The sequence below is a fragment of the Streptomyces sp. NPDC088810 genome (assembly GCF_044750305.1).
In the GTDB taxonomy this organism is placed as follows: Bacteria; Actinomycetota; Actinomycetes; order Streptomycetales; family Streptomycetaceae; genus Streptomyces.
The window spans coordinates 238,570-264,090 of record NZ_JBIVJQ010000007.1 but is presented as its reverse complement, the minus strand read 5'-3'; the positions used below and the strand labels follow the sequence as shown (position 1 = coordinate 264,090).

Sequence of the window (25,521 nt, the reverse complement as noted above, 5' to 3'; positions counted from 1 at the left end):
TAGGGGGTGGGTCACTGAGCGGTCACGTTCCGCGGGAGACCGCGGCTAGCGGACCAGCATCAGGTCCGGGTCCTCGCGCAGCTTGCCGAGCGCGCGGGAGACCGCCGACTTCACCGTGCCCACCGACACCCCGAGCACCTCGGCGGTCTGGGCCTCGCTGAGGTCCTCGTAGTACCGCAGGACGACCATCGCCCGCTGGCGCGCCGGCAGCCGCAGGACCGCCTGCCACATGGCGTCGTGCAGCGCCTGCCGCTCGGCCGGGTCGTCGCCGCCGGGCAGGGGTTCCGGCTCGGGCAGCTCGTCGCAGGCGAACTCGTCCACCCTGCGCTTGCGCCACTGCGAGGTGCGGGTGTTCAGCAGCGCCCGGCGCACATAGCCGTCGAGCGCCCGCTGGTCCTCGATCCGCTCCCAGGCCACATAGGTCTTGGCGAGCGCGGTCTGCAGCAGGTCCTCGGCATCGCTCGGGTTCGCGGTCAGCGAGCGGGCGGTACGCAGCAGGACCGGCTGGCGGGCGCGCACGTACGACGCGAACGACGGGTAGGTCTGCCGCGCGGGAGCGGCGGCGGCCGAGGCGCTGGTGCAGACGGGTGTGGTCATGGCTCCACGCTAGGAGCGAGGCCCGCCGCGGCGGATCGCCCGCAGGTCCCGAAGGCGAGTCCCCCTCAGGTTGTAGGGGTGGGGCTGCCTCCACCTCCTGAAGGTGGACTGCGGGACCGTACCATCTCCGGGTACGACCCCCGAGGAGGTCAGCCGTCCGCCGTCAGGACCAGCCCTGATGTGGGCACTCCGGTGCCGGCCGTCACCAGGGTGCGGGCCGCCCCCGGGACCTGGTTCACGGCCGTGCCCCGCAGCTGCCGTACCGCCTCCGCGATGCCGTTCATGCCGTGCAGGTACGCCTCCCCGAGCTGGCCCCCGTGGGTGTTCAGCGGCAGCCGCCGCTCGGCCACGAAGTCCGCCGCCTCGCCCCGGCCGCAGAAGCCGAACTCCTCCAGCTGCATGAGCACGAACGGGGTGAAGTGGTCGTACAGGATGCCCACGTCGACGGCGTCCGGGCCGAGTCCGCTGGTGCGCCACAGCTGCCGGGCCACCGCGCCCATCTCCGGCAGGCCGGTCAGGTCGTCCCGGTAGAAGCCGGTCATCTGCTCCTGCGCCCGGCCCGCGCCCTGGGCCGCCGCCGCGATCACGGCGGGCGGCCGCGGCAGGTCCCGGGCCCGCTCCAGGGAGGTGACGACGACCGCCTGCCCGCCGTCGGTCTCCTGGCAGCAGTCCAGCAGCCGCAGCGGCTCGGCGATCCAGCGGGAGGCGGCGTGGTCGGCGAGCGTGATCGGGCGGCCGTGGAACCAGGCGGCGGGGTTGGTCGCCGCGTACGCCCGGTCCACCACGGCCACGTGCCCGAACGCCTCCGGCGTCAGGCCGTACGCGTGCAGATACCGCTGGGCGGCCATCGCCACCCAGGAGGCCGGGGTGAGCAGCCCGAACGGCAGCACCCAGCCGAGGGCCGCCCCCTCCGCCGACGGCTCCCGGTGCTGCACGCCCGCGCCGAACCGGCGGCCCGAGCGCTCGTTGAACGCGCGGTAGCAGACCACGACCTCCGCGACGCCCGTCGCCACCGCGAGCGCCGCCTGCTGGACGGTGGCGCAGGCCGCCCCGCCGCCGTAGTGCACCCGGGAGAAGAAGGACAGCTCGCCCATCCCGCAGGCCTGGGCCACGGTGATCTCCGGGCTGGTGTCCATGGTGAAGGTCACCAGCCCGTCCACGTCCGCCGGGGTGAGCCCGGCGTCGTCGAGTGCGGCCCGCACCGCCTCCACCGCCAGGCGCAGCTCGCTGCGGCCGGAGTCCTTGGAGAACTCGGTGGCCCCGATGCCGGCGATCGCCGCGCGTCCGCCGAGGGTGTCGCGACTGCGCAGGCTCATGATCCGGCCTCCGGGAGGATGACCGTCACCGTGCCCGTCACATGGGTGCCGAGGCCGTTGGTGCCGACGACCCGGACGACGGCCGTGTTCCCGTCGACCTCCTCGACGCTGCCGGTCAGCACCATCGTGTCCCCGGGATGGTTGGGCGCGCCCAGCCTGATGGCGACCTTGCGGAGCACCGCCGGGGGGCCGACGTGGTCGGTGACGTACCGGCCGACCAGGCCGTTCGTGGTCAGGATGTTCATGAAGATGTCCGGTGCGCCCTTCTGCCGGGCCAGTTCCGGGTCGTGGTGCACGTCCTGGTAGTCCCGGGAGGCGATGGCGCCCGCCACGATCAGGGTGCGGGTCACCGGGATCTCCAGCGGCGGCAGCCGGTCCCCGGCCCTCACCGGTCCACCACCCGGAACACCGGTACCGTCAGCTCCTCGTCGCACCGCTGGAACTCCAGCCGCACCGGCAGCCCGATGCGCACCTTGTCGTACGGCACCCCGACCACGTTGCTCACCATCCGCACCCCCTCGGCGAGTTCGATCAGGCCGACCGCGTAAGGGGGGTCGAAGGCCGGGAAGGGCGGGTGGTGCAGCACCACGTACGAGTGGACCGTGCCCTCGCCGCTCGCCTCCACCGTGTCCCAGGCCGGGCTGCCGCACGCGTTGCAGCCAGGCAGCCAGGGGTGGCGCGGGGTGCCGCAGGCCGTGCAGCGCTGGATGAGGAGCCGGTGCTCGGCCACGCCCTGCCAGAAGCCGGCGTTGTCCCGGTTGACCACCGGGCGGGGGCGGCGCGCCCGGGGGGCGCGGGGTGCGGGGGCGTACTTGAGGATGCGGAAGCGGTGGGTGGCGACCGGCTCGCCGTCGACCCGTACGTCCATCCGGGTGGTGACGAAGTAGCCCGTGCCGAGCTTGGTCGTCTTGCGGCCGGAGACCTCCTCGATGACCGTGTCGAACGCGACCTCGTCGCCCGGCCGCAGGGGCCGCAGGTACTCCTGCTCGCAGTCCGTGGCCACCACGGCGGTGCAGCCCGCCGCGTCCAGCAGGGCGAGGAGTTCGCCGTACGCCCCGGTGCGGCCCTGGTGTCCGGTCAGGCCGCCCATCGTCCAGGCCTGGAGCATGGTGGGCGGGGCGATGGCGTCCGGGCCGGTGTAGGCGGGGTTGGTGTCGCCCAGCGCCTCGCACCAGTGCCGGATCATCGGCGCGTTCACCGGGTCCTTGCCGACACCGGCAACGGCGGCCGGACGCCCCTGGAACTCCTTGAGCCGCGCGCCCAGTTCGTCGCCGGCCTGCTCCTCGCGCACCGCCACCCCCAGACTCGGGAAACAGTTTCTGACTGTCCGTCAGATATCGTGGAGTGTCAAGGCCGGCCGGGCGCTCCCGCGAAAACGCCGACGCGGCGGCGCCGAGGCACCGCCGCGCAGACGTGTTGCGAGTTTTGAAGCACACCCCGCGAGGATCCTCGTCACGACAGCCGTCACCCGAGGCTCACCAGCACGGACGTCCAGCCCTCCGGGCAACACGAGGAGTGAATCGCTCCGGCAGCATCCCGCCACCCCCACTCCGCACCGGCGCGCCGGCTCGATCCACCCTTCCTTTTTTCGAACGCACGTACGAACATGGAGCCATGGCCACCACCGACCGGCAGGCAACGACGCTGGCCCTCGCACACGCCCTGTCAGCCGCCGAACGCGGTCTGGCCGTCATCCCCCTGTCCCGGACGAAGCTCCCGGCCCTGCGCTCCCCGCACCGCGACGACCCCGCCCCGGGGCGCCCCTGCCACGGCGAGTGCGGACGCTACGGCCACGGCGTGTACGACGCCTCCACCGACCCCGTCCGCATCCGCGAGCTCTTCGCCGCCGCGCCCCGGGCCACCGGCTACGGCATCGCCTGCGGGCTGCCCCCGTACCACCTGATCGGCGTCGACCTGGACACCAAGTCCGGCACGGACTCCTCGGCCGCCCTGCGCGAACTGGCCCTGCGCCACCTGTTCACGATCCCGGAGACGGTCGTCGTCCTCACCCCGAGCGGCGGCCGCCACCTGTGGCTGACCGGCCCGCCGGACACCGTCGTACCGAACTCGGCCGGCCGGCTGGCGCCCGGCATCGACATCCGGGGCGCCGGCGGCTACCTCGTCGGCCCGGGCTCCCGCACCGACCACGGCGTCTACACCGCCGCACCCGGCACCGCCCACCTGGCCCCGGCCGCCTGCCCGCCCTCCCTGCTCCGCCTGCTGCTGCCCCCGCCGCGCCCCCACCAGCCGGCGCCGCCCGCCGCCGGCGACCACGGCCGCGGCCTGGTCCACTTCGTCCTGACCGCCCACGAGGGCCAGCGCAACACCCGCCTGTTCTGGGCGGCCTGCCGCGCCTACGAGAACGGCATCGGCCCTGCCCTGGTGGCCCCCCTCACCGAGGCGGCCCTGCACACCGGCCTGACCGAACGCGAGGCCCGCGCCACGATCGCCTCGGCGGCCCGCATGACGGGCCACCACCCCTGACGCCCCGAGCCGGGAGCTACTGGGCGACCGGGTTCCTGACGCGCTCGGACTCGTCCTGCACGAGCAGGGAGAGCAGGGAGGCCACGGGGAGGCCGGCCTCCGCCGGGTGGCGCAGCACCTTGTCCGGCTCGATGCGGTAGGTGTTCGTGCGTCCGTCACGGGTGTGGGAGAGGTAACCGTCCTGCTCCAGATCGGAGATGATCCGCTGGACGGCCCGCTCCGTGAGCCGGCAGCGGGCGGCGATGTCACGGATCCGGATGTTCGGATTGTCGGCGATGGCTGCCAGGACGCGCGCGTGGTTGGTGATGAACGTCCAACCGGTGTGAGGTTCGGGCACTCCAACCATGCCCCGCATTTTATGCGACGCCATTGCCGGAACACAGATACATGACATACTTTTCACGTATTCGCTGACCTGGTCCCGCGATGAAGCGCCATGGAAGGAGCCTGAAGGTGTCCTCGGATGAAGCCGTCATGCCAAGGCTCACGACCAACGCCGGCGGGAAGCAGGGGTCGGACCGGGCCGGCAAGCATCCCCCTCAGGCGGCGGTCGTTCAGTACGAACGGCGCGATGCGTGGGTCGTCGCCGCGCACGGCGCCTACGACCTGCACTCGATCCCGCCCCTGGCGGACGCGCTGGACGCCGCCGCCAGGAAGCACCCGAAGGTGGTCCTGGACGCCTCCGGTGTCGTCTTCGCGGACTCGACGTTCCTCAATCTGCTGATCCTCACCCACCAGGCGGGCACCCTGCGCGTGGCCGCGCCGCCCCGGCAGCTCCAGCGGCTCTTCGAGATCACCGGAGCCGACACCGTCCTGGAGATACGGGAGACGGTGGACGACGCCGCCGTCTCCTGACCCCCGCCCGAAAACGGGTGACCCTACGGCACGCTCCCGGCCCCTGCGGGGCGGTTCCGGAGCTGTCCGACGCCGAGCTGTCGAGCACCGTGCGGGACCCCTCGCGCGCCCAGCGGTGTCCCCGGCGCCCAGGAGGCCGGCGGATGCGAGGTCGGATCCTCCCTGTGGGGGCATACGGGAAAGGAAGCGTGAAGACATCGCGCGGCGCTCCCCCTGCGGCACCGCGGACGGGGCCCGAGCTTGCGGAGGCGAGGACATGACGGAGCCGAAGACCGCCGAGACCTGCCCTGCACGGTCACCGGGAGTTCCCGACGCCCGGCTCACCGACGCACTGGACGCCATCGGGGCCGGCGCCTACGTCGCCGACGAGCAGGGCCGAATCGTCGCCGTCAACTCCCTCGCCGAGCATCTGCTGGACCGGCCCGCCGAAGACCTGATCGGCCAGGACGCCCACGAGCTGCTGCACCGCGGGCCTCTGGGCCAGCCGCTGCCCACCACCCGGTGCAGCATGCGGCAGGCGTTCCACGCCGGGCACCCGGCCCAGGGCGAAGAGGACTACTTCGCCCGCGCCGACGGCTCCGTCCTGCGCATCTCGTGGATGATCGCCCCCTACGCCCTCGCCGACGCCGGGGCCGGCACACTCGTGGTCTTCCACACACCCGAGGCGGTGCACGGCACCGAGCCGCACCCGGAGCAGGCCGCCGAACGGATGAGCGATCTGGAGCGGCTGGCCCTGCTGGCCGAGACCACCACACAGCTGACCTCCACCTTCGATGTCGACGAGGCACAGCGCCGGCTGGTGGCCCTGGTCGTGCCCCGGCTGGCGGACTGGGTCGTCATCGACCTGATCACCGAGCGCGACGAGGTGTGGCGCACCACCGTGGTCCAGGCCGACGGCGACACGCTCGTGCACCATGAAGATCTGCAGGGACCCATGCCGCCGATCCCCGAGGAATCCCCGATGCCCCTGTCCCGGGCCCTGCGCGGTGTCGCCTCCACCCTGGCGGGGCCCGACACCTACCAGGGCGCCCCGGACTCCGGGATAGCGGTGGAGCAGCGCCGCCTGTTCGACGCCACCGGCATCCACTCCGCGGCCATCGCCCCCCTGCGCAGCACCCGCGAAGTCCTGGGCGCCCTCACCCTCGGCCGCGCCAAGAAACCGGGCGACTTCACCACCGCCGACCTGCCGCTGATCGAGGACATCGCGCGCCGCGCCGGTGTCGCCCTGGACAACGCCCGCCTCTACCAGCGCCAGCGCGCGGTCGCCGAGACCATGCAGAACCACCTGCTGCCGCAGATGCCGAGCGTGCCCGGGCTGCAGATGACCGTCCGCTACCTGCCCGCCCCCGACGCCTCACAGGTCGGCGGCGACTGGTACGACGCCTTCACCCTCTCCGACGGCGCCACCGCGCTGGCCATCGGGGACGTCGTCGGCCACGACCTGGAGGCCGCGGCCGGCATGGCCCAGCTGCGCAACATGCTCCGCGCCTACGCCTGGTCCCAGCGCCAACCGGCCAGCCGGATCGTCGAACGCCTCGACGAGGCGGTCATGCCGATCACCGACGTCAGCATGGCCACGCTCATCTTCGCCCGGGTGACCGAGACGGACGACGGGCACTGGCAGCTGTCCTGGACCAACGCGGGCCACCCTCCGCCGCTGCTCATCGACCACAACGGCCTGGCCCGCTACCTCACCGACGGCCACGGTCTCCTGCTGGGCACCGGAGTCTCCACGCCCCGCCCCGACGCCACCGTGGCGCTGCCGCCCGGCTCCACCCTGCTGCTGTACACCGACGGCCTCATCGAAGCACCCGGCCAGACCCTGGACGAGGGCCTCCACCGGCTCCGGCAGCACGCCGCCGCCCTCGCCCACCGCCCCCTGCCGTCCTTCACCGACCAACTCCTGCGCCGCGTCCAGCCCCCCGGCATCGACGACGTCGCCCTCCTCGCCCTGCGCACACCGTCCCAACGGCACACCGGCTGAGACAGACCTCATGCAGAAGGGGCGCCCCGAAAACCGGGACGCCCCTTCTGACCTGCATATCTACGAGCTGTGCGGAGGCGGTGGGATTTGAACCCACGGTGACATCGCTGCCACGACGGTTTTCAAGACCGGCCAACCATCGCACGCTGCGAAGGTCGTGACCTGGGCAGACGCCAGCAGCGAGAAGCTAGCCGGCGGTCTCCTGGCCAGAGGTTGGCCGCACGCCACTCGACTACAGGATCGGGCATCACCCTTATCAAGTCGATCACACAGCGTCTTCTCAGTCGGCTCACCCACTGCACGCCTCGATCCGCACTCCGCTGGTCAGACATTGGTGTCAGCTAAAGCCGACGACCTCCACAAGCAAGGCAGCACCCTGGACTTGCCCCGCTGCGTGCCTCCGGCGCCCGCCGGGCTGCCGGGGCGGCGCTGCCTCGTTAACCCGCCGTGTGGAGAAAAGAAAGAAGAAGCCAGCCTACAAGCGTGCCACCCTGGCAGCGCCCTGATCGTGCTACGTCCTGCGACAGTCAGCCCGGCAGGAACTCAAGAGCGGATACCAGAACATGAGGCTGGCACTTTCGTCTTTTCGTCCATCTTGGCTTTAGCTAGCTGACTGCAAGACACCCGGGCCCTGGAGAGGTCCGCGCCCCTCAGATCTGCCTCATCCAGCTTCGCGCCGGAGAAATCCACGTCGCGGAGTAAAGAATTGCGGAGGTCGGCTTCTCTGAAGTCCGCCTTGGAGAGATCCGTCGATGCTATGTCGGCACCTGAAAGGTCAGCGTTAAAGAAGACCGCTTCGCGGAGCCCCGCTTTTTCGATCGAGATATTCCTCATTGTTGCGCCAACGAAGGACGCGCCAAATAGGTCGGCCTCTAGGATATAGGCGTCGGTAAAATCCGACTCGGAGAGATTTACCCTAGGGAGATTGTAATCCCAATAAATGCGACCGAATACAACTCCACTTAGATCCAGAGAGTGTGGACTACTTCCTTCACGTATCCAACAATCTTCGTTTTTTAGACACCAACCCTGCAGCGTGACGATAGCACCCTCAATGTCACTGCGGAGATCGTTGAAGTAGTGGCCGAGAGGTGAAGGGATGTTCGCCTGAGGACGCTGCTGATCCCTCACGAAGGTTGCAAGAACATCGACGATAGCGCCTTGATCTGTCGGAGAATCCAGCATCAGCCGCGCGAGCGCATACACCCCACCCACTCGGACCTCTTGTGATTTGGATCCAACCTGGTTGATGGCTGTAGCAAACCTACTTGTTACGTGCTGCTCGCGGGTAGTGGCCAATTCATCGGCGCCGTGCCGAAGAGTAAAAATCAGGGCGATCGCCGTTGCGAGCGTAACGACCCATTGGGCCCAGGCGCCTATTCTGGACCACTTGGCTTTTTCAACCTTGGCCCGCTCCTTAGACAGGTCCAATCGGGCCTGATTAAGCTGTTCTCGCAAACGGAGGCGTGACGCCAACCCGAGATACTGGCGCTCCGAGCCAATCCGCCGATGCTTAGAACGACCCATACTCCAAGTCTTGCACCCAAATGGCGTATACGCATCTCCCCGCCAACAGCTGACTCGTCAATAATTGAATGGCATATTAGCGTGCGGACGGCGCCGTGGTCGGCACGTTCGTGGTGGATGCAACTGACGCGGCAGCGCTCTGTCAGGCAGTTGACTGATCCCTTGCATTCAGGTCGAGCGCGCTACCGTACGAACGACCTGAACGCCGGTGAAGCCCCGACGCCCGCCATGACGGACCCCAGTCGGGAACGGCGCCTAGCAATGCAAGTCACAGCAGCATCCGGTGGCGGTCACACCCGTGCATCGCCACTCCTGCGTCCTGCACGGCTCAGGACGAGAGTGAATGAGACTGAGACCGAGTGCTGCCCGGCCGACCTGTGCATCAGTCATCTGCGGGACGAGGGTGTGAGCCGTCTAGAGCCGCGAGGACAGCCGCAGTGTCGCCGTCATAGGCGAGGTGCGGTTCGTCTGCCTGAGGAGGGAGGAACCGGGTGCGGTACCGATGGAGGTCGCTTTCCGAGAAGTAAATGGAGTTCGGGTCGTTCTTGTGGAACTCGTTGCGCCTGCTGATCCTCGCCCACAGCTCGTCGTGGCTGGCTGCGAGGTAAACGAGCACTGGGGTAGCGCCGGCATCGGTAGCGATGGCTCGCCATCTTCCCCGATCTTCCGGGGTCCAGAAGCCGTGGTCAACGACGACGTCGTGTCCCGCCTTGAGCTGTTCTCTAAGCTCAGCCGCCACATCTTCGAGGACTGGCCTCTCAAGGGTGGGAAAGGTGCCCCGGGGGAAGTCCACGCCATAGACCCCGTGTCGGCGGTACATCTCTTCGTCCGGACACAGCCGCACGAAGCCGCGAGTCGTTAGAGCGCGGGAAAGGGTGGTCTTGCCGGAGCCGGGGAGTCCAGCCATCAGGACACAGAACGGCGGACGGGTGACCGACACTAGGAGACCTCCGACTCTGTGCGCCACTTGCGACCGGGACCGCCGAGGTCACGAGCGCCGGCTGCGCCGGGCCCGCCGCCGGGTGCTGGCCGAGCGGACCGCGCTGGCGAACCGTACGGCCACGGCGAGCCTGCCGGGCGGTGCGGCATGACCACGGCCGCTCCCGCTCCGGAGAGGCTGGCGGACCACACCGTCCGGCGGCGCCCGATGCAGCACATCCCGCTCACCTACGAGCAGGCCCGGCCCGGTATCGCCTTCCACGAGGCCGGGCACGCGGTGCTGTCCATGGCCTACGGCATGACCATCGTCACCTCCGAGGTGATCGCGTGGGAGCCGGAGCCGGGATGCTGGGTCGTGACCGGCAACACCGCACACCAGGCGCACGGCACCCCGCCCTGGCACTACGCGGCGCAGTGCGCGGCCGGGGAGATCGCCCACGTTCAGTACCTGCTGGCCTACGGGCTCTGGACGCCGGAGAGGGCCGCCGCGTGAGCCGCCGACCACGACCGCGAGCAGGCCGTCGAGGTCCTGACGCAGTTCGGGTACCGGCTCGGCCCGGACCACGTCCCGCAGGGCGGGAAGTCCTGGGGGATGGTGCGGGGCATGGCCCGCCGCAAGGTATCCCAGCTGTGGCACGAGATCCGCACCGTGGCCCACGCCATGGACGAGAACACCGTCCTGACCGGCGATGAGATCGCTGCCCTGACCGGTCTGACCAACCCTCCCCTTTCGGGGGGTGCGGCATGAGCGCCAAGACCGGGCTGCCCGCCGTCGCGATGACGGCGGTGTCGATGGTCCTCACCCTGGCCGTGGTCGTGATGTGGCTGGGCACGGCGGTGCCCTGGCCCGTCGCTCTGGTCGTCGGTCTCGGGATCGACGGCGGATGGCTGGCCACCCTCGCCTACGAACGCCGCCTCGCCGCACAGGGCGACCACAGCCCCGCGGTGACCGGGGTCGGCTGGTGCTTCGGTTTCATAGCGACCGGCGTCCTCGTGGCACACGCCCTCAGCACCGACGGCTCTACGCGGCGTGGCTGGCCGTGGCGTGGCTGCCGATCGCCGCCAAGGCCCTGTGGCTCGTCCATGGGCTGTGGGAGCGCACCGCGCTCACCCCCGGCGCGCTGGACGCCATCCGGGGCATCCAGCAGGAAGCCCGCGACGAGGCGGCCGTGGCCCGTGCCCGGCTGCGCGCCGAGGCGGCCACTGAGGAGACCCGGCTCGTGGCCGTGACGGGGGCGGGGCCCGCGTCGCACGCGTCCAGGCAAAGACCGCCGCGACCCTCGCCGGCGCCTGGTCGACCCTGGAGGCCGCGCGGCGGGGCGAAGACACCGGCACGGCGCTGACCAGCGTGACGACCGCGGGCAAGCGTGAGCGGCAGGCCTACCTTTTCGCGGAGGGACGCGAACTGCTGTGGTGGTAATCGAGGACATCCGCGCCTTGTTCAGCGACGACGCCTTGGACCCGGCCGCGCCGTTGTTCCCCTCGGAGCGACGGCCGCGGGCCGTGGCGGACCTGAACATCGCGGTGGCCATGCCGGTGCGTCCTGACGCGTTCCGCAAAGCGCTCAAGACTGCTGGCGGTCTCTACCTTCCAGGCCCGGTGACCTGCTTGTTTCCCCATCTGCTGCGGCATGCGAGGGCGACGCACCTCTACGAGAGCGGCATGGCGCTCTGGGACGTGCGAAAGGTCCTCGGCCATATCTGGGCCAGTACGACGGTCGGCTACCTCTCGACTGTCCAGGCCGATCCCGAAGTGGCGAGTTTGCAGTCCGCGCGCCGGGCAGTGCGACGTTTGAGCATGGAGGCATGAGGGTGAAATGGAATCTGCGGATGGTCGCCGCCCAGCGCGACATCTGGCGCCCAACCCAGTTGCAGACCGTTCTGGCCGAGGTGGGCTTCACCCCCTCGTTGAGCAAGGTCGCGGCGTTGTGGAGCGGGAAGCCCGTGACGGTGAGGCTGGAGGATCTGGACAAGATCTGTGCGGCTCTGGACTGCACCGTCGCGGACCTGATGCAGGCCGAGCCTGAGCCGCACCTCGCATCCCGGGAGCGTGAGGAACGCAGGGTGGCAGGCACCCGGCCCGACCGCGGTTCTGCGGTCCGGCCAATCCCGGGAACGGGTCGTGGTCTGCGCGGCCTTCCGCCCAACTGAGGCCAGGACGCGATGCACTGGCGTCAGCGGGTTTTCCGCTTCCCTGAGTTGCCCATTCCGGACGGCCACTGGCGTCCCTGATCGTCGGAGCCACAGGCGTCGGCCGTCCGCGACGATCCACGGATTTGTCCGACACAGGTACACGGCCAGCTGTCCTGGCCGTCGCCGCCACGGACGCTGAAGGTGGACCACGCGCAGCGGATCATGGACCGGGGCTTCCCGGAACTGCCCACCTTGACCGCTGTCATCGCGCAGATGACGGCCGAGCGGACCTGAGCGACGCATGGGAAAGGCTCGCCCTCCACATGGCCCGCCTCGTGCTTGCTGCCCGGGATGCCGACCAGACCCTGGTGAGCGAACAGGACATCGCCCAACTGCCCCAACTACGCGGACCTTTGGTAGAAATCTTCCGTCGTGCGGGTTTGTTGCGGCGACGCCCGAACCGGTGGCACCTCGCGCTTCACCCTCACTCGCCGGGCGTCAGTTGTGAGCACTGCCTGTCCTGGTCAGGAACCACCGCGAAACTGTGCTCCGCCTGCAAGAACTGGCGACGGTCCAGCGAGAAGGGCACCTGCCGACGCTGCCATCGGACGCTGCCTCTCTCCCTGGGACGCTGTCGTCGCTGCCGCGTCGTCGAGCTGGAGCAAACCCTGGCCGACGCCCCGATCCCTGACCAGTTGCGGTTCGGCGGCGACATCGACATCTACGTCAACAAGACGGGCCGCGACCTCAACAACGCACGGGACCGGCAGGCTCAACAGCGCCGGTCGGAACTCCGTTACTGGCCCGAGCACCTGATCGATCCTGCTCAACTCGAACTCTTCCCGGCTCCGGACAGGAACTGGAAGGCCATCCATGACCCGGGCCTTCTGAAGATCAGCGAACCAGGGCAGGCGATCATCGGCGAGCTCGACCAGCTTGCCCGAGACCAGGCATGGTCGAGCGCTACGCGCAAGAAGAGTCTTCGCACCCTGCGGGTTCTGCTGGCCTGGCTCGGCACCGGAACTCCGATCCTCGAGCGTGACGTTCTGGGCGTCGGTGATCTCTCCCCGTACTACAACACTGTCCGGGTCGCCGGGTTCTTGCAGGCCAAGGGCATGCGGTTGGTCGACTCAGACACCATCGGCACCCACGAGGCATCGGTTCGCCGATGGGTGAACCAGGCGCCGGCCCAGTTCCAGGCCGATCTGCGCACCTGGATAGCCGTGCTCCGCGGCGGCGGCAAACGCCCCTCGCCACCGATGCTCTGGCACACGATCCGCGGCTACACCCTTCACGTCGTGTCAGTCCTCGGTGCCTGGGACCATCTCGCCTCGCTGGGCGAAGTGACTGAGCAGGAAGTGAAGACAGCAGCCGTCAACTATTCAGTGTTCACCTCACTGCGTTCGCTGTTCCGAGCCCTGCGACGCGAGCGTCGAATCTTCCGCGATCCGGCCAGAAACGTGCACCTCACCACCCCGGTCAGGGTCCCCCGGCCCATCCCAGCGGACCGGCTCAAAGGCCTACTCAACCAGGCCGGCGGCACCAAGGACCGACTCGCCCTGGTCCTGATGGCCGTCTACGCGGTTCGCCCCAAGCAAGTCGCCGAAATCCTCCTCGACGACCCTGACCGGTCCACAGGACGATTACGAATCCGCAGGCCAAACCGGCTCGATCACGAGATCTGCCTTGATGAGTTCGCTCTGCAACTCGTCAAGGAATGGCTGACCGAACGCCACCGCAGGTGGCCGCTGAGCACCAACCCCTACCTGATCGTCAGTCCTCTCACCGCACTGCACATCAACCGTCCGTCCGTGGGAATCGCCAACTTCAAATCGCTCCGCGACCGCATCGGCATCAACTTCACCCAGCTCCGACAGGACCGGTTCCTGGACGAAGCACGGGAGACCGCCGACCCGGTCAGGCTGATGCGTCTGTTCGGGATCACCTCCCACACCGCGATCCACTACGTCCGAACCGCCCACCCCGAACGCTTCGCCATCGATCCGTCGCAGGCATAGCAGCCGCGTCACAGCCAGCCGACCTTCTTGATCACATCGGCGGCGACCTCGCCGACCGAGCGCGTGGTGGCGTCAACACTGAAGTCATCGACTGCTGCTTGGTCGAGGATCCCAGCCAGCTCGCTGGCCCTGGCCAGGTGCCATCGCAACGCCTCGGGCTCGTTCTCGTGGCGCCGCATGAGTCGCTGGTGGTTGACAGGCAAATCGACCTGGAGTCGGCAGACCGAAAGCTCAGTGCCGACCGCATCACCGCACAGCTTTCGCTCATCCAAGTCCTCGATCACACCGGCGAGGACCAGCCGAGCCGCCCCAGCAGCGAGGTAGTTGCCGGCCATGCTGCGCAGGTTCCGCAACATCATGCCGAAGTTGAAGCGGTCTCCCGAAGGCGTTGGCCAAGACTGGCGCAGCCAGTCGAGGTCGATAACGGCATGCGGTATCCCGGCATCGGCGAGAAGGTCGCCCACGCTCTCAGCCACCGACGTCTTGCCGACGCCGACAGTGCCGTTGATCAGGAGAGAACGTGGTTCCAGAGAGCTATCTGCTTGCATGCACGAGACCCTACGACCCAGCGCGGTGGCAAGCCCGTCGGCCTCCCAGGGGCGCAGACGAATGGTCCCGAACTTACCCTCCATCCGGCGACTGCACCTCAGATCACAAGCAGGTTCGCTGATCGACCACCTTCAGAATCCGCGAACCCGCTGGTTTCGGTCTACCGGTGGCGGCTGGCCCCGGACGGTTACGCCACCCGCCGCCAGCTCCGTGCGCTGGACCTACGGCCGGGTGGTCAGGACGTGGCGGCGCAGCTCGAACGCCCGCGCCGCCGCCGGGGCCCGCTGGTCGCCTACCTGTACCGCATCGACTTGGCCAAGCCGGTCCGGCCGATGACGCCGGCGCGGTGGGCGGCGCTGGCCAAGGCCAACCGTGCCCGCCGCATCTGCCCGCAGTGCCGCACCGATGCGGGCTACGTCATCCCCGCCTCGCTCGGCACCTGCGTGCCCTGCGCTTCCCCTTCCACCTCGCCGAGGAGTGCCTGACATGGGCAAGCCCGACACCCGTTGCCTGGACAAGGCGATCCAGCAGAACGAACGCAAGCTCGCCGCGGTGCAGAACCGCGAGATGTGGCCGCTGACCGGGAGCGAGCGCCGTGCCGTGCTGGGCGCGGCCGTGTCCGGGGCGCGCAGCCTGCGCCGGGGCAACGGCACGGCCCGCGCGGACCGGCAGATGGACACCGCCTGGCAGTCCGCCGAGACCCGGCTCATCGCGGAGATCGTCGCGTTGAAGACCGAGCGGCAGCGCGTCGTGAACGAGGCCGCCGCCGCCAAGGCCGCCAAGAAGTCCTCCGGCTGGTGGTGACCGCCCCCGCCGGCGCATGACCGGCATCTGCACCGCCCGGGGTGGCCGCCGCGCCACCGACCCCGGCCACCCCGGCGGTTTCCTCAACTCCAACCCCGATCGGGGCAGTCAGGAGATACCCCCCAGCATGTCCTCAAATGTCGTTCACCTGCACAAGAACACCGACCCGCCCGCCGAACCGGCCCCGGTCACGACGCTGACCGTGATCCCCGACGCGCCGGCCGCGCCCTCGGTGCCGCTGTGGGTGCGCTCCGGGCGTGCCATCCGCGCGGCCGTCACCGACGAGCGGACCAAGACCGCCGCCCGCACCGTGGCCCGGCAGTCTCTCTACGTCTTCGGCGGGGCCCGGATCGTGGGCCGCCGTGCGTGGGACGGGCGGACCGCCGCCCGCTACGAGCGCTACATGCGCACGGCGGAAGCCACGGGCAACATGGAGGCCGCCGCCGAGTGGGAGGAACGCGGGCAGCGCTTCCGCGAGGCCCGCCACCGCCGCCGCATGGACCTGCTCCACTCGCCCCTGGACGCGGCCAAGGGCGCCGCCGTCAGCGCCGGTATGGGCGTCGGCGGGCTGGTCCTGCTCGGCATCGCCATGGTCGTGGCCACCAAGGACCCCACCGACGTCGTCACCCCGCTGATGGCGGTCATCAAGTTCATCAACCTGATGATCACCATCGTGCGGGTGGTGTGGGGACCGCTGGTCACCCTGGGCCCGTTCCTCGCCTTCGACACCGAGAACGGGCTCCCCGTCTCGGAGGTACGCGAGCGTAACCGTACGAATTGGTACGCCCATGCCCGCGCGCACGCCGCCCGGGAGTGGCCGACGGCAGCAGCGAAGCACCGGGCCAGCATCGCGGAGAGCCTGACCATCGCAACGATGGCTCTATGTCCCACGGGGAAGGGTCGCCCGGCAGACGATCTCTTGCGTCGGGCGCTCTACCCGTGGGGATTCAACGCGGGACGCCACGACCAGCAACCGCCGGAGGCGGAGGCCAGGGCGTTGGCATGGGTCGAGCGCAACGCGCCAGCCGTGACCGACCTGGACAGCCCTCAGCGTGTCCGCACGGTGCTGGAGCACTTGGCCAAGCGCCAGGACGGCAAGCCGGCCGCTGCCAACACGTTCCGGCGCCGCCGCGCGGTGCTGAGCAACTGCCTGCGCTTGGCCGTGGAACACGAGCTGCTGCCTGGCAACCCTCTGCATCGGGTGCACTGGGAGACACCCAAGGCAGTGGAAGAGCTGGACGTGCGGAGCGTCGCCACGCCGGCGCAGGCGCGAGCCCTGTTGGACGCCGTCCGCGCGCAGGGCCTTCGAGGCGCCCACCTGGTCGCGTTCTTCGCGTGCATCTACTACGCGGCAATGCGGCCCGAAGAGGTATCCATGCTCAGCGCTGACCAGTGCGAACTACCGTCGGACGGTTGGGGACGGCTCATGCTGGCCGGCGCCCGGCCGCAGGTCGGTTCGGCCTGGACCGACGATGGCAAGCCGTACGAGGAACGGCAGCTGAAGCACCGGGCCCGCCGCGCGGTCCGTCCAGTACCCATCCCGCCAGTGTTGGTCGGCATCCTGCGGGATCACCTCGACACCTTCGGCACCACTGCCGAAGGGCGATTGTTCAGCGCCGTGCGCGGCGGCCCCGTCCGATCGCAGGAGTACGGGGCGGTGTGGAAGGAAGTGCGGCGGAAGGCGCTCACCCCAGCGCAGGTCGCCTCTCCACTGGCCGCCATCCCATACGACCTGCGCCACGCGTGCGTGTCGTTCTGGCTCCGCTCGGGGGTGAGCCTGGCCGAGACCGCCCGGCGCGCGGGACAAAGTGTGGCCGTGCTCCAGCGCTACTACGCCAAGGTGCTGGACGGCGAGGAGGACAGGATGAATGCCCTGATCGACCAGGGTCTGGCGGAGGACGAGAGCGGCGCTGAGGGGCCGTGAATCCTGGCCGCAGCCTGGCCGCACGCGCTGGTCAGAGGTGGGATACCGGCGAATCAGGGTGAGACAAGGTACGCGCAGAGGGGGTGCCCCTGGTGGGGGGCACCCCCTCTGACCTGCGGTCTCTATGACCTGTGCGGAGGCGGTGGGATTTGAACCCACGGTGACATCGCTGCCACGACGGTTTTCAAGACCGTTCCCTTAGGCCGCTCGGGCACGCCTCCCCGCGCCACCGGAGATCGACGGCGCGGGTACAGATTACCGGCCCGACGCCGGATCGCGGGGCGGTGGTTGCCGCACGGGGCGGGTCAGCTGTCGCCCTCGCGTGCGCCCAGTGTCAGTTGCGCCGTGTGCTCCTGGCCGCCCCGCTTGTAGGTGATCGTGACCTTGTCGCCCGGCTTGTGCGTCCAGATCTCGCCGATCAGGGTCGGACCGCTGTCGATCACATGGTCGTCGAGCTTGGTGATGACGTCGCCGGGCTTGAGGCCGGCCTTGTCCGCCGGGCCACCCGACTCGACCGCGGCGGAGCCGCCCGTGCCCTGGTCGGTGATCTGGGCGCCGTCGCCGGAGTCCTCCAGGGAGACGGAGGCGCCGATCTTGGCGTACACCGGCTTGCCGGTCTTGATCAGCTGCTGGGCGACGTACTTGGCCTGGTTGATCGGGATGGCGAAGCCCAGACCGATCGAGCCGGACTGGCCGGAGCCGAAGCCGCCGCTGCCGGTGGACTGGATCGCGGAGTTGATGCCGATGACCGCGCCGGAGGCGTCCAGCAGCGGGCCGCCGGAGTTGCCCGGGTTGATCGACGCGTCGGTCTGCAGCGCGCTCATGTACGACGCCTTGCTGGAGGAGCTGCCGTCACTGGAGGCCACCGGGCGGTTCTTGGCGCTGATGATGCCGGTGGTCACCGTGTTGGACAGCCCGAAGGGGGCGCCGATGGCGATGGTCTCGTCGCCGACGGCCACCTTGTCGGAGTCGCCGAGGGCGAGCGGCTTGAGGTCGGAGGGGGCGTTCTTGAGCTTGATGACCGCCACGTCGTAGCCCTGCGCGTGGCCGACGATCTCGGCGTCGTACTTCCTGCCGTTCGGGAAGGAGGCCGTCAGCTTGCCGCCGTCCACGGCCTCCGCCACCACGTGGTTGTTGGTGACGATGTGGCCCTGGGTGTCGAAGACGAAGCCCGTGCCCGTGCCGCCCTCGCCGTTGTTGCTCTCCGCCTCGATGGTGACCGTGCTGGGCAGCGCCCTGGCGGCCACGCCCGCGATCGTCCCCGGCGCGCGCTTGACCTGGGCGGCGCTGCTGTCGGAGGAGATGGTGGTGGAGCCGCGGTCGTCCCGGTCCTTGGCCAGGGTGTAGCCGAGGCCGCCGCCCAGGCCGCCCGCGACCAGCGCGGCCACCAGCACCGCCGCCACCAGGCCGCCGCGCCCGCTGCGCGGCTTGGGGGCGGGCTGCTGGTAGGAGGCGCCCCAGCCGGCGCCCGGACCGCCGGCGCCGCCGTCGCCGTAGGCCGGGGTGGCCGGCGGCGGGGGCCAGGAGCCGTCGGAGGCCGCGGGGGCCTCGTGCGGTACGGGAGGGAGGGGGGCCGTCGGTGCGTTCCCCTCGGGCGCGTGGCCCTGCGGGGAAGCGGCGGGAGAGGCCATCGGCACGGGAGGTGCGGACGGCGCCGGGGGTACCGCGTTGCCCTCGTTCTCGGTGCTCACAGGTCTTCTCCTCGGTCCACGCCTGTTGTCGTCGGTCGCACTGGTCGGACTGCACTGCAGTCAGCTTTTCCCACGGGCCGTCAGAGCACCATAAGCGGTGGCTGTGGGTCCGCCGGTCCCCTTTATATAGGTTTATATAGGATTATTCGCGCAAAGGTTTTATAAACGAGCGCCTTACAAGACCGTCTCGGAGTGCCTTACGGAGGAGCGGCCCGCGTGCTCGTCCCGCGCGCGGATGCGCCCGCGCCGCCACGCCTACCCGGCGACGGTGGCACCATGACGCGGTGACCCACGCACGACAGCACACCATCCAGGTCGTCGCCCACCGCGGCGCCTCCGAAGACGCCCCCGAGCACACCCTCGCCGCCTACCGGAAGGCGATCGAGGACGGCGCGGACGCTCTGGAGTGCGACGTACGGCTGACCGCGGACGGACATCTGGTCTGCGTCCACGACCGGCGGGTGAACCGTACCTCCAACGGCCGCGGCGCGGTCTCCGCGCTGGAGCTGGCCGATCTGGCCGCCCTCGACTTCGGCTCCTGGAAGACGCGCGAGGCCTGGCGCGGGCGGGACGAGGAGCCCGACTGGGAGCACCGGCCGGAGGACCGCGAGGAGACCTCCGTCCTCACCCTTGAGCGGCTGCTGGAGCTGGTCGCGGACGCCGGGCGGCGGGTGGAGCTGGCCATCGAGACCAAGCACCCCACACGCTGGGCGGGCCAGGTCGAGGAGCGGCTGATCGCGCTGCTGGAGCGGTTCGGCCTGGACACGCCGGCCTCCGCCGCCGAGTCGCCGGTCCGGATCATGAGCTTTTCGGCGCGTTCGCTGCACCGCGTACGGGCCGCTGCACCGACCCTTCCGACGGTCTACCTGATGCAGTTCGTCTCGCCCCGGCTGCGCGACGGGCGGCTGCCGGCGGGGGTGCAGGTGGCGGGTCCCTCGATGCGCATCGTGCGCAACCACCCCGCCTACATCGAGCGGCTGAAGCGGGCCGGGCACCAGGTCCACGTGTGGACCGTGAACGAGCCCGAGGACGTCGACCTGTGCGTCGGGCTGGGCGTCGACGCCATCATCACCAACCGCCCGCGCGCGGTACTGCGGCAACTGGGCCGCTGAGCCGCCCGCCCGCTGCCCATCGACCCGCCGAATCGCGCCATACCGCCCACTTCCGGGCGGAGTTCGTCACGGGGAGTGCACCGGCGCGTTCGCTGCGTGTGCGGTCGTGTCGAATGCGTCACCGGAAGGGGATTGGCCGGTTTCCGGTACAGGCCAAGAGGGCATCCACACCGTGGCGTGGGGCGAAGGAGGTCTCGGGGGTGGCGTTGGTGGTGGCACAGGAGGTGCCCACGTCGTCGAGCATGGCCGTACCCCATGGCCCTGCGGGCGTGGGCGAGGCACGGCACCGGATGCGCGCGCAGCTGCGCAGCGGTGGCGTATCGGAATCGGTCATCGACGACGCCGTACTGATCCTTTCCGAACTTTTGAGCAATGCCTGCAAGCACGGACGCCCCCTGGGCGACGCGCCGGCCGGGGACGGGGACGTCCGCGCCGCATGGCGCGTCGACCCGCGCGGACGGCTCATCGTGGAGGTCACGGACGGCGGCGGCCCGACCCGCCCGGCCCCGGCCACTCCGTCGGTGACCGCGCACGGCGGTCGCGGGCTGAACATCATCACGGCGCTCGCCGACGACTGGGGCGTCCGCGACGACGTCCAGGGCGAGGTGACGGTCTGGGTGGTGGTCCACGAGGACGTCCACGATCCCGACGCCCGCTGCCACCGCGACGCTTTCGCTACGCGCGTCACGCACGCGGCACTGCCGGACCTGCCGGACCTGCCGGTCCCAGGCAGGCCGCTGTCCGGCGCGAGCCGGCCGCTGTCCGACCCGGGCACGCCGCTGCCCGGCCTGCCCGGCCTGCCCAACCTGGACTTCGCGGACGCGTTCGAGGACACGGACTGAAGGTCCGCCACCCCCCGCCAATCGCCCCCGACTTCACACCACCGGCGTCGAGCGCCCGTGCGTTGTCCACAGGTTCCCGTCGGTCATGGTCCGAACGGCTAGGCTCCCGACGTACGAGAAGAGCCGTAACCGGGAGACACCCATCATGGCCAAGAAGCGACCCCAGACGAAGGCCAAGCCGCAGCCGATCGACGGGGAGATCCCGGTTGTCGGCGCTCGCGAACCCTGCCCGTGCGGCAGCGGCCGGCGCTACAAGGCCTGCCACGGCCGGGCCGCCGCGCACGCCGCGACCGAGCTGGTGCAGCGCCCGTTCGAGGGGCTGCCCGGCGAGTGCGACTGGGTGGCGCTGCGCGAGCTGGTCCCGGCGGCGACGGCCGAGCTGCCCCTGCGGGAGGGCCTGCCCGAGGGCGTCCCGTCGGTCACCCTGGCCACGGTGCTGCCGATGGCCTGGCCCGCGCTGCGCCGCGACGACGGTTCGGTCCTGATCGGCCTGCAGAACGACACGGCGTCCGGCGACATCAGCCGTGACCTGGCCGACACGCTGCTGCGCGCCCTGGAGGCCGAGCCCGGCACCCCGGTGCAGGGCCGCCGCGCCCCGGCCGACGGTCCGCGGCTGCAGGACCTGCTCGACCCGGAGGGCGCCTTCGAGCCGGTCGTGCACAGCGGCTTCGAGTTCTGGGTGCCGGACGCGGAGAACGCCACCCCGGAGGTGGCCGCCTCCCTGGAGCGGGCCAACGCAGCCGCCATCCCGACCGTGAAGCTGGCCGGCGTGGACGCGGCCTACTGGTGCGAGACCCCGGAGAAGAACCACCTGCGCTGGGTCATGCCGCACCCGGAGGAGCAGCTTCTGGACGCACTCGCGCGCCTGCACGCGGCGGGCCGCTCCAGCCTCGGCGAGGGCACCCGGCTCGTCGGCTCCTTCCGTGCTCACGGCCTCACCGTGCCGGTCTGGGACCTGCCGAGCGGGGTCTTGGCCGAGGACGTGGAGAAGCCCGCCGCCGAGTTCGCCGAGCGCCTCGCCGCGGCCCTCGCCGTCCAGGAGCCGCTCACTCCGGAGGAGCGCCGGGCGCGCGGCGGGCTGACCAACCGGCAGGTCACGCTCAGCTGACGTCCCGCGCGCGGGTGTCACGGCTGACCGGCCGGTCAGCCGTGACACCCGGCCGCGCGGCAGGTGACTCCTGTCACAACTCCCGGTTCGGTCAGGGAAATCGGTGTCCGAATAGCCAACCCGGAATTTGCGAACCGCCGATCTCTTGTTACCGTTCCAGTAGCCCGGTTGCTGGTGCATCCCCCGTCGCCAGCAACCGGGCCTTTCCATGTCCGCGTCCGGCACCCGGCGCCGCAGGCGAGCAAATCCCTCGCTGCGCTCAGGAGTTGCTGCCCGAGCGGAGCAGCAGCGCCCCGTCCGCGCCGCGCTCGGCGAACTCGGTGACGGCCGTGTAGCCGCCCGGACCCCCTCGGCTGCGCTCGCGCGGTGTCTCGCAGGTGGCGGGCTCGTCGTCGGCCCCGGTGACGCAGCGCATCTGCAGGCTCCGGCCGCCCGGACCCATCAGGCTCAGCACGGAGTCCAGCGACTCGCCGGTGGCGTTGCGGTAGTAGGTGCGCGCCCAGGTGTCCTCGCCCTGCGTCAGCACACAGGTCTGCGCCTCGATGCCGTCGGGCGAGGTCAGTTCGGGACCGCAGCGGGCGGCGGTGGCGAGCCCCAGGCCGAGCGTGAAGGGGGAGCTGTGCACGGTGTCCGGGCGGGGCACGGCGTCACCGGGGGAAGCAGCCGGCAGGGCGGCCCGGCCGGCGTCGCCCGCCTGCCCGGCGGAGGCCATGGTCAGCGGCAGGGCGACCACGGCCGCCACGACGCCCACGAGGGTGAGCAGACGCAGCCGTCGGGGATCCCGCTGTGGGGCACGGTGGCCGCCGGAATGTCGCAGCATGTCCGGAAGATAACGAGCGGGCGGGGCCCGGCCGCCCCGCCCGCGCCGACACCCCCTACAACTCGGGCGCGCTCACACCCGTACGAGTGAGGGCGTCGACCACGGCGTCCACCACGGCCTCCACGCCGGGCACCCAGGGCGCGGCCGAGCCGGGCAGCGGGGCCCGCTCCCAGCGGACGGCACCCTGGCCGGTCTCGGACGGTGGCAGCGCGACATAGCCGCCCTCGCCGTGGAAGCGCAGCGAGCCGGGGACGAAGTCCTTGGCGTACAGCAGTTCGCCGAGCTGTTCCATGGAGTACGGCTGCACGAGCAGCGACCAGCGGGTCGGCGCGGCGATGACCGGGCCGAGCCGCATGCCGCGCCGGTCGAGCAGGGCGAGGGCGCGGGAGGCGGCGAGCGCCGGCAGGCTGACCGCGCAGGGCGCGTTGCCCCCGGTGGCCAGGATGATCGGGGCGTTCGGCCGGTTGGTCCACCACCAGCGCACCATGCGCGCGTCGGTGGTGGCCGCGAGCAGGCCGGGGTCGAAGGGGTGCGCCCCGGGCACCGTGCACTCCGGGTCCGGGCAGGCGCAGCGGGCCCGCCCTTGCGGGTCCGGTGCCACACCGGGGAGTACCGGCCACTGCCATTCCGCCGCAAAGGTCAGGGCCGCGCCGATCAGCTCAGGCCTCCCGCCGTTGCGCCTGGACAGAAGCCTGCGTCGCCTTCCGAGGATCTCGCGCATGAGCGCTCGTTCCTTTCCGTTGCACCGCTGGCAACACCGTGGGCCACATCACACCATGTGTCGATCACTTCACTGTGCGTACCTATTGGCGCATCACACCCCTGCGCACGGCATGGGAACCCCAAGGGGTCGAGCGTTGGCCGCGTCCGCGTCCATAGTGCGTCTATCAAAAGCACGGGCGCGGCGTGGGGGTGGCGAAGTCTGGCGTTTTGCCGTCGCGCGTATTTCTCTCCGCCTCCGCCACGGGAGGATGGGGCTCGGTCGTCGGTGGCTATGACGCCCGGGTCCGTCGCCAGGTTCCGGGTGGTCCCCAACCACCCCTGGCCTTCTCCGAGTACGTACCCATCACGACCGCTGTGACGCTCCGTCGAGCAAGGCCAGTCGACCGCAATGGACCGATACCTAAGGCAGTTTTTAGCCAACTTGGCAGTAAGGCAAGGGGTTCGGGAAAAACCCTCTCGCGACCCATGGACACCAGGAATCCCCGCAGGACAATGCTGGACATCCCCTCACGAGTGCGTGTACATGTGGAGACACTGCTAGCGGCGCAGAACGACATGGGGGTTTGCGATGCTTCTGAGCAATACGCACCGGTCTGAAGGCCGGGCGCCATGAACGCCCCGCACCCTCCGAAAGTGGCTGGAATCGATCCTACGGTCCCCACGCCCGCACACACTGCGCCCGCCTCCCCCGCCGCCGGCGCCGCCTCCGTCCCCGCCCCCCACGCACCCGCCCCCGGCGCCCTCCTGCAGGACCGGCTGGCCGGCTGGGTCTCCGATCTCACGACCCTCCACGAACTCACCGAGCGCCTCTCCCGCACCCACGCCCTCGACCCCGCCCTGCACGAGCTGCTGCGCGCCGGAGCCGCCCTGGTCGGCGCGCGCCGCGGCCTGGTCGTCCTGGAGCCCGCCGACGGCCTCGGTCCCCGCACCACCCTCGGCCTCGGCCTCGGCCGCGCCGACCTCGGCCACATCGAGACCGTGCCGCGCCGCGCCCTGCCGTACGACACCCGCGGCACCGCCGAGGTCGTCCACCCCGACCTGTTCGCCGAGGACGGCCTGGACCCGCGCCACCGCGAGGTGGCAGCCCGCCTCGGCTACGCCGCCAGCTACGCCCTCCCGCTCGCCACCGAGTCCGCCGGCCGCCTCGGCGCCGTCGTCTGGCTCTACGACGAGCCGGCCGAGCCGCACGCACGCCGGCGCCACCTCGCCGGGCTGTACGTCCGGCACGCCACCGAGCACCTGGCCCGGCTGCTGGAGGTGGAACGCACGCGCGCGTGCATGGCGACCATCACCGAGGAACTGCTGCCCTCCCGGCTGCCCCGGGTGGCCGGCGTCCAGCTCGCCGCCCGGCACCGCTCCGGCCCGCGCGGCGGCGGCGACTGGTACGACGCCCTGCCGCTGCCGGACGCCGCCCTGGGCCTGTCCGTCGGCTCGGTCACCGGTTCCGGGCCCAGCGCGGTGGCCGCCACGGGCCGGCTGCGCGCCTCCCTGCGCGCGTACGCCGTGATGGAGGGCGAGGACCCGGTCGCCGTCCTGTCCGACCTGGAGCTGCTGCTGCGGCTGACCGAGCCCGCCCGCTCCGCCACCGCGCTGTTCGCCTACTGCGAGCCCGCCCTGCGCAAGGTCACGCTGGCCGGTGCCGGGCACAGCCCGCCGCTGCTGATCGGCGAGCGGCGCACCCAGTTCGCCGAGACCTCCGTCTCCGCCCCGCTCGGCATGCTCGCCTGCTGGGAGGCGCCGAGCGTGGAGATCCAGGCGGAGGCCGGAGAGACGGTCCTGCTCTACACCGACGGGCTGCTGCACCGCACCGGCGACCCGATGGACCGCGCCTTCGCCCGGCTGCACGCCGCCGCCTCGGGCATCCCGCGCGCGGTGCGGCACGATCCGGGCGCCGTCGCCGACCACGTCCTGCGCGCGGTCCTGCCCGACGGCCTGGACGCCGCGGACAGCGAGGAGGACGTGGTCCTGCTCGCGGCCCGCTTCGACTGAGGGCCCGCGGCCGCGGGGCCCGGCCCGCTGGCATGACCGGGCATAACAGGTCATCCGGCCCCGCCCGCACCCGGTACGACCGTACGATGATGGAGGTCCCCGCTCGG

The 25,521-nt window shown here is 70.7% G+C and carries 27 protein-coding genes, 1 tRNA gene and 1 pseudogene; 17 read left to right on the top strand and 12 right to left on the bottom strand.

Features of this window, described 5'->3' with window-relative positions; translation table 11 throughout:
• Positions 1-45: 45 nt before the first annotated feature.
• From ACIP4Y_RS23535 to ACIP4Y_RS23520, 4 genes are all read right to left on the bottom strand, one after another.
• Positions 46-597: a SigE family RNA polymerase sigma factor gene (locus ACIP4Y_RS23535; RefSeq protein ID WP_358640895.1), complete on the bottom strand. Its 552-nt coding sequence runs from the start codon at positions 595-597 to the stop codon at positions 46-48.
• A gap of 149 nt (positions 598-746) precedes the next feature.
• Positions 747-1,913, bottom strand: a complete 1,167-nt coding sequence (locus ACIP4Y_RS23530) for a lipid-transfer protein (RefSeq protein ID WP_358640893.1) — start codon at positions 1,911-1,913, stop codon at positions 747-749.
• Positions 1,910-2,302 (bottom strand): MaoC family dehydratase, encoded by a 393-nt coding sequence (locus ACIP4Y_RS23525; RefSeq protein ID WP_401396691.1) that lies wholly within the window; start codon positions 2,300-2,302, stop codon positions 1,910-1,912. Before ACIP4Y_RS23525 ends, ACIP4Y_RS23530 begins: the two co-directional genes overlap by 4 nt.
• Positions 2,299-3,204 carry a bifunctional MaoC family dehydratase N-terminal/OB-fold nucleic acid binding domain-containing protein gene (locus ACIP4Y_RS23520; RefSeq protein WP_401396688.1) on the bottom strand — a complete coding sequence of 302 codons (906 nt, stop codon included), beginning with the start codon at positions 3,202-3,204 and terminating at the stop codon, positions 2,299-2,301. The genes ACIP4Y_RS23525 and ACIP4Y_RS23520 overlap by 4 nt, the downstream gene beginning before the upstream one ends.
• Before the next feature lie 323 nt (positions 3,205-3,527).
• Between ACIP4Y_RS23520 and ACIP4Y_RS23515 the strand changes: the two genes are divergently transcribed.
• Positions 3,528-4,397 carry a bifunctional DNA primase/polymerase gene (locus tag ACIP4Y_RS23515; protein WP_401396685.1) on the top strand — a complete coding sequence of 290 codons (870 nt, stop codon included), beginning with the start codon at positions 3,528-3,530 and terminating at the stop codon, positions 4,395-4,397.
• A 16-nt stretch (positions 4,398-4,413) separates the two neighbouring features.
• Here the strand turns inward: ACIP4Y_RS23515 and ACIP4Y_RS23510 are convergent, their stop codons facing one another.
• Complete coding sequence (locus tag ACIP4Y_RS23510; RefSeq protein ID WP_358640885.1) at positions 4,414-4,743, bottom strand: helix-turn-helix domain-containing protein; 330 nt, start codon at positions 4,741-4,743, stop codon at positions 4,414-4,416.
• Between the two features lie 128 nt (positions 4,744-4,871).
• Here ACIP4Y_RS23510 and ACIP4Y_RS23505 point away from each other — a divergent pair, with 128 nt between their 5' ends.
• Both ACIP4Y_RS23505 and ACIP4Y_RS23500 read left to right on the top strand, forming a co-directional pair.
• Positions 4,872-5,252, top strand: coding sequence for an STAS domain-containing protein (locus ACIP4Y_RS23505; RefSeq protein ID WP_401396681.1), 381 nt, complete (start codon positions 4,872-4,874; stop codon positions 5,250-5,252).
• Between the two features lie 256 nt (positions 5,253-5,508).
• Positions 5,509-7,236 (top strand): SpoIIE family protein phosphatase, encoded by a 1,728-nt coding sequence (locus ACIP4Y_RS23500; protein ID WP_401396678.1) that lies wholly within the window; start codon positions 5,509-5,511, stop codon positions 7,234-7,236.
• Positions 7,237-7,779: 543 nt separating this feature from the next.
• Here ACIP4Y_RS23500 and ACIP4Y_RS23495 read toward each other — a convergent pair.
• Together ACIP4Y_RS23495 and ACIP4Y_RS23490 are read right to left on the bottom strand one after the other, a co-directional pair.
• Positions 7,780-8,763 (bottom strand): pentapeptide repeat-containing protein, encoded by a 984-nt coding sequence (locus tag ACIP4Y_RS23495; RefSeq protein WP_401396675.1) that lies wholly within the window; start codon positions 8,761-8,763, stop codon positions 7,780-7,782.
• 382 nt (positions 8,764-9,145) lie between these two features.
• Positions 9,146-9,703 (bottom strand): AAA family ATPase, encoded by a 558-nt coding sequence (locus ACIP4Y_RS23490; protein ID WP_401396672.1) that lies wholly within the window; start codon positions 9,701-9,703, stop codon positions 9,146-9,148.
• Here ACIP4Y_RS23490 and ACIP4Y_RS23485 point away from each other — a divergent pair.
• The 7 genes and pseudogenes from ACIP4Y_RS23485 to ACIP4Y_RS23455 all read left to right on the top strand — a co-directional run bounded on the left by ACIP4Y_RS23485 (position 9,639) and on the right by ACIP4Y_RS23455 (position 13,852).
• Positions 9,639-9,854, top strand: coding sequence for a DUF6284 family protein (locus ACIP4Y_RS23485; RefSeq protein ID WP_401396669.1), 216 nt, complete (start codon positions 9,639-9,641; stop codon positions 9,852-9,854). The two genes, ACIP4Y_RS23490 and ACIP4Y_RS23485, sit on opposite strands and share 65 nt — an antisense overlap.
• A complete protein-coding gene (locus ACIP4Y_RS23480) occupies positions 9,851-10,195 on the top strand; it encodes a hypothetical protein (RefSeq protein WP_401396666.1) in 345 nt (114 codons plus the stop codon). The genes ACIP4Y_RS23485 and ACIP4Y_RS23480 overlap by 4 nt, the downstream gene beginning before the upstream one ends.
• A gap of 111 nt (positions 10,196-10,306) precedes the next feature.
• A complete protein-coding gene (locus ACIP4Y_RS23475; RefSeq protein ID WP_401396663.1) occupies positions 10,307-10,450 on the top strand; it encodes a hypothetical protein in 144 nt (47 codons plus the stop codon).
• Positions 10,447-11,059, top strand: a pseudogene (locus tag ACIP4Y_RS23470) (protein spdB); the annotation flags it as partial. The gene ACIP4Y_RS23475 and the pseudogene ACIP4Y_RS23470, both read left to right, overlap by 4 nt.
• A gap of 53 nt (positions 11,060-11,112) precedes the next feature.
• Positions 11,113-11,511, top strand: coding sequence for a tyrosine-type recombinase/integrase (locus ACIP4Y_RS23465; protein WP_401396660.1), 399 nt, complete (start codon positions 11,113-11,115; stop codon positions 11,509-11,511).
• A 2-nt stretch (positions 11,512-11,513) separates the two neighbouring features.
• Positions 11,514-11,852: a helix-turn-helix transcriptional regulator gene (locus ACIP4Y_RS23460; protein ID WP_201724401.1), complete on the top strand. Its 339-nt coding sequence runs from the start codon at positions 11,514-11,516 to the stop codon at positions 11,850-11,852.
• A 305-nt stretch (positions 11,853-12,157) separates the two neighbouring features.
• Positions 12,158-13,852, top strand: coding sequence for a hypothetical protein (locus ACIP4Y_RS23455; protein WP_401396656.1), 1,695 nt, complete (start codon positions 12,158-12,160; stop codon positions 13,850-13,852).
• An 8-nt stretch (positions 13,853-13,860) separates the two neighbouring features.
• Here ACIP4Y_RS23455 and ACIP4Y_RS23450 read toward each other — a convergent pair whose 3' ends face one another.
• Positions 13,861-14,484 carry a hypothetical protein gene (locus tag ACIP4Y_RS23450; RefSeq protein WP_401397073.1) on the bottom strand — a complete coding sequence of 208 codons (624 nt, stop codon included), beginning with the start codon at positions 14,482-14,484 and terminating at the stop codon, positions 13,861-13,863.
• A 66-nt stretch (positions 14,485-14,550) separates the two neighbouring features.
• On the opposite strand from ACIP4Y_RS23450, the gene ACIP4Y_RS23445 reads away from it, so the two are divergent.
• The 3 genes from ACIP4Y_RS23445 to ACIP4Y_RS23435 all read left to right on the top strand — a co-directional run bounded on the left by ACIP4Y_RS23445 (position 14,551) and on the right by ACIP4Y_RS23435 (position 17,129).
• On the top strand, positions 14,551-14,886 hold the full coding sequence (locus ACIP4Y_RS23445) for an RRQRL motif-containing zinc-binding protein (RefSeq protein ID WP_401397057.1): 336 nt from the start codon (positions 14,551-14,553) through the stop codon (positions 14,884-14,886).
• Between the two features lies 1 nt (position 14,887).
• Positions 14,888-15,205, top strand: coding sequence for a hypothetical protein (locus ACIP4Y_RS23440; protein ID WP_401396653.1), 318 nt, complete (start codon positions 14,888-14,890; stop codon positions 15,203-15,205).
• 127 nt (positions 15,206-15,332) lie between these two features.
• The gene (locus tag ACIP4Y_RS23435) at positions 15,333-17,129 is read left to right on the top strand and encodes a tyrosine-type recombinase/integrase (RefSeq protein WP_401396650.1); all 1,797 of its coding nucleotides are present in this window, start codon (positions 15,333-15,335) and stop codon (positions 17,127-17,129) included.
• Positions 17,130-17,263: 134 nt separating this feature from the next.
• Here ACIP4Y_RS23435 and ACIP4Y_RS23430 read toward each other — a convergent pair.
• Together ACIP4Y_RS23430 and ACIP4Y_RS23425 are read right to left on the bottom strand one after the other, a co-directional pair.
• A tRNA-Ser gene (locus ACIP4Y_RS23430) sits at positions 17,264-17,350 on the bottom strand.
• 84 nt (positions 17,351-17,434) lie between these two features.
• Positions 17,435-18,820 (bottom strand): S1C family serine protease, encoded by a 1,386-nt coding sequence (locus ACIP4Y_RS23425; protein ID WP_401396647.1) that lies wholly within the window; start codon positions 18,818-18,820, stop codon positions 17,435-17,437.
• Positions 18,821-19,104: 284 nt separating this feature from the next.
• On the opposite strand from ACIP4Y_RS23425, the gene ACIP4Y_RS23420 reads away from it, so the two are divergent.
• The 3 genes from ACIP4Y_RS23420 (at position 19,105) to ACIP4Y_RS23410 (ending at position 21,882) form a co-directional block, all read left to right on the top strand.
• Positions 19,105-19,932, top strand: coding sequence for a glycerophosphodiester phosphodiesterase (locus tag ACIP4Y_RS23420; protein ID WP_401396645.1), 828 nt, complete (start codon positions 19,105-19,107; stop codon positions 19,930-19,932).
• Positions 19,933-20,045: 113 nt separating this feature from the next.
• The gene (locus ACIP4Y_RS23415) at positions 20,046-20,774 is read left to right on the top strand and encodes an ATP-binding protein (protein ID WP_401396642.1); all 729 of its coding nucleotides are present in this window, start codon (positions 20,046-20,048) and stop codon (positions 20,772-20,774) included.
• Positions 20,775-20,919: 145 nt separating this feature from the next.
• Positions 20,920-21,882 carry a DUF5926 family protein gene (locus ACIP4Y_RS23410; protein WP_401396639.1) on the top strand — a complete coding sequence of 321 codons (963 nt, stop codon included), beginning with the start codon at positions 20,920-20,922 and terminating at the stop codon, positions 21,880-21,882.
• A gap of 259 nt (positions 21,883-22,141) precedes the next feature.
• Here ACIP4Y_RS23410 and ACIP4Y_RS23405 read toward each other — a convergent pair whose 3' ends face one another.
• Positions 22,142-22,702 (bottom strand): hypothetical protein, encoded by a 561-nt coding sequence (locus tag ACIP4Y_RS23405; protein WP_401396636.1) that lies wholly within the window; start codon positions 22,700-22,702, stop codon positions 22,142-22,144.
• A 55-nt stretch (positions 22,703-22,757) separates the two neighbouring features.
• Positions 22,758-23,423, bottom strand: coding sequence for a bifunctional DNA primase/polymerase (locus ACIP4Y_RS23400; RefSeq protein ID WP_358635624.1), 666 nt, complete (start codon positions 23,421-23,423; stop codon positions 22,758-22,760).
• Positions 23,424-24,034: 611 nt separating this feature from the next.
• Between ACIP4Y_RS23400 and ACIP4Y_RS23395 the strand changes: the two genes are divergently transcribed.
• Positions 24,035-25,414 (top strand): PP2C family protein-serine/threonine phosphatase, encoded by a 1,380-nt coding sequence (locus tag ACIP4Y_RS23395; RefSeq protein WP_401396632.1) that lies wholly within the window; start codon positions 24,035-24,037, stop codon positions 25,412-25,414.
• Positions 25,415-25,521: the final 107 nt, after the last annotated feature.